The organism is Terasakiella pusilla DSM 6293, assembly GCF_000688235.1.
Classification (GTDB): domain Bacteria; phylum Pseudomonadota; class Alphaproteobacteria; order Rhodospirillales; family Terasakiellaceae; genus Terasakiella; species Terasakiella pusilla.
Genome location: NZ_JHYO01000067.1, coordinates 1 through 2,632, shown reverse-complemented (window position 1 = coordinate 2,632; position 2,632 = coordinate 1). Strand labels below are relative to the sequence as shown.

Annotated in this window: 4 protein-coding genes; all 4 read right to left on the bottom strand. The window is 42.3% G+C overall.

Translation table 11 applies throughout. From position 1 onward, the window contains the following. Window positions 1–65: 65 nt before the first annotated feature. Window positions 66–251 carry a transposase gene (locus Q397_RS25615; RefSeq protein WP_156950824.1) on the bottom strand — a complete coding sequence of 62 codons (186 nt, stop codon included), beginning with the start codon at window positions 249–251 and terminating at the stop codon, window positions 66–68. A 79-nt stretch (window positions 252–330) separates the two neighbouring features. Then, the gene (locus Q397_RS0120015) at window positions 331–1,236 is read right to left on the bottom strand and encodes a glycosyltransferase family 8 protein (protein ID WP_028880899.1); all 906 of its coding nucleotides are present in this window, start codon (window positions 1,234–1,236) and stop codon (window positions 331–333) included. Continuing rightward, the gene (locus tag Q397_RS0120010; RefSeq protein ID WP_156950823.1) at window positions 1,233–2,159 is read right to left on the bottom strand and encodes a hypothetical protein; all 927 of its coding nucleotides are present in this window, start codon (window positions 2,157–2,159) and stop codon (window positions 1,233–1,235) included. The genes Q397_RS0120015 and Q397_RS0120010 overlap by 4 nt, the downstream gene beginning before the upstream one ends. 20 nt (window positions 2,160–2,179) lie before the next feature. Then, complete coding sequence (locus Q397_RS0120005; protein ID WP_084149144.1) at window positions 2,180–2,572, bottom strand: sulfotransferase domain-containing protein; 393 nt, start codon at window positions 2,570–2,572, stop codon at window positions 2,180–2,182. Window positions 2,573–2,632: the final 60 nt, after the last annotated feature.

Sequence of the window (2,632 nt, the reverse complement as noted above, 5' to 3'; positions counted from 1 at the left end):
ACTTCTACCGTCAATTCGCCGATCTTGGCGTGAAGCTCCTTGATTTCGGCTTCGTGGTTGTCTTTTTACTTTTCCTGCTTGCCAGAAAAAATATCAGCCATATTTTCCAGAGCTTTCTTCTTCCATGTACTGATCTGGTTGGGATGCACATCGTATTTCTTGGACAATTCAGGGAGCGTCAGCTCTTCTCGCAAAGCCTCCAAAGCAACCTTGGCTTTGAAGTCAGCTGAATGATTACCGCGTTTTGCCATCGGATAGTCCTTTTCAAAAGCGGCTATCCCACCTTAGCACCCTGTCCAGTCTTTGGGGACCATCTCTCTCCTTGAGTGCTTAATTAGGGCTGAAATTCTTTGCAATGCTCTCCAAATGCTTTTTGGTCAGTAGCTTTGCATACTGTTGATGCCACCGAATATAAGCCCTAAGCTGTAATGAATTATCATTCACAGCACCCATCGAACGCTCCAATAGCCAGGGTTTGGCTGGTCCATTGAAATGAAAGACTTTTATGTTTTCTAAGACTGTAGGGTCTGCTGCATTAATTGAATTTTGGTGGGTCAGCAAATAATTATACACAGCAGGGATAATTGTCTGCTGTCCTGCAAAAAATAAATTCAAAATCCGTTGGTCGGTATGCAATATCGTCTCATCTTCCCAATACGCATGAGTTGTCATATCCACCAGAGACTGAAAAATCGTCCGAGTGATAAGAGACTCATCAATCAGCATGAACCCCGCATTGAAGGTATTGGAGATCTCTTCACTTGGTACTTTTGGCGCGCAGGGGCTAAACGACCGTTTGTTTCGATTTTTCCCTTGGTAGTAGACACCATCGCCACAACAGAGCAATGGACGCTCAGACTTAAACAAGGGCTCTACAGTCCCTACAAACAACATGTCACTATCACAAAAGAGGACTTTCTCGTATCCTCTCAAATTAAAGGATTCAAGAGAGAAAAAACGTGCTGCTTTACCGATAAGTGATGAATTAACGCTCTCTAAATCACGAACATTCCCCCGCAGTTCAGAGCTGACGTCAACAAGCTTGACGCGTTTAAAACCACTTAATATATCGATTTCCTGCTGTTCCAGTTCCTGAATATCGGCAATGACTATAATATCACCATCAAACCAAACGTTATGTTCCAAAAAAGAATCTATCAACACAGCCGTGCCCATTATAAAGGACTTTGTTGTTACAGTTGCCAAACAATAGTTTTTTGAAACACTGGAATTCATAGCTCTGAACTTTCTGTCAATGATTCGAATAAGTTACCATTCACGAACGTCACCAGTTGTTCATTCAAATTCCAGTCATGTGGGTATGAAAGTTTAACCAATTTAATCGTCTGAGAAAGCGCACTCATGTGCTGAAAATGCTGTCTGTCCATTTCCATCCCGCGCGTTATTTTGAGACGGAAACTTGCATGGCTCAGGTATGTGATACGTTCAATTCCATTAATTTCCTCGCAATGCAGCTCACTTTTGTTCCATGGAGAAAGAATGCAAAGAGTATGAAGAGGTGATGGTTCAGCACAAAACTGATCTTCAATCGACAAAGCATATTTATTCAGATTTGGTCGTAGCTTTTGGGTCTTACGAGCCTCCAGTTCCACTTTCTCTATTGCTGAGTGCCATAGATGGATAAAGGGAAAAGACGGAAATACTCGCGCTCCTGTCCTCTCTTGAATCTCGATTGTTGCAATATTGTCGGTCAAAATTCTTGCACCTGACTTCAACAACAAACCCGATAAAGTTGACTTACCGCACCCTGCCCCCCCGCTGAATGCGACGATACGCCCATTTCTTTCGAGTGCCGCGGCATGTAACACAAGCTTATTTCTCTGTGTTAACAATACGCCAAGGCATGAGTTCAAAAGGAATATATTTAACGTCTCAATGTCTTGCTCGCCGAGTATTTCAACCATAATCTCGGTTCCGTTTAAAACAGAGAAGCGCGCTATATTTTCAAGATGAAAGAAAACATGATGAGGTGCGGCCAGACAATATGGCCCTTTAAATTTGACATTTTTTTCGGCTGGCGGGAGTGCTTGTCCCAGTTTCACATAAACATCAGGCACCTTTGACGAAACAGGAAACATAGCCATTTCCCATGGAAATAAAATGGTAATTCCGCAAATCAGATAATGATGACTGTCCATTTTAACGATCAAAATCCCAGTTAAACAAGAGTGCCATCTTTTGCTAAATACCCATGTTTAATCATTTCTTCAGCATGACAATTAACTATTCTATTCACCGTATGTGGTTCAAGTGTCTTTCGCCAGCTATTGATTTCTCCTTGGCGAAAAAACTGGCTCCCTTTATAGGGGCGATCCTTAAACCCTGATTGGCTTTCTCTTTTTTGCAAATTTGCAAAATCACATTTGGCCAGTGATGACTTAACCTCTTGCTCTCCATATGGAAGTTCTAAAAACTGCACAATGTCTAAAAAAACATGTGCCGGTTTCATTTTCATATCTTCATACCTGACAACCTTGGTCGGTATGTCTTGATTAGAGCCCCAACTTTTAACGTGGTGTGACGTGCCCCACTTTGGTGGTCCAACCGCTATGTTAGTTTCTGGCTATTATTGTCGTCCTGATGTGGCGACTGGAGCGTAGCGTAAGTCAGA

What these genes read in the sequence shown, in the direction of transcription:
- Q397_RS25615 (WP_156950824.1), bottom strand. Translation starts at nt 251, where the DNA reads ATGGCAAAACGCGGTAATCATTCAGCTGACTTCAAAGCCAAGGTTGCT.
- Q397_RS0120015 (WP_028880899.1), bottom strand. Translation starts at nt 1,236, where the DNA reads ATGAATTCCAGTGTTTCAAAAAACTATTGTTTGGCAACTGTAACAACA.
- Q397_RS0120010 (WP_156950823.1), bottom strand. Translation starts at nt 2,159, where the DNA reads ATGGACAGTCATCATTATCTGATTTGCGGAATTACCATTTTATTTCCA.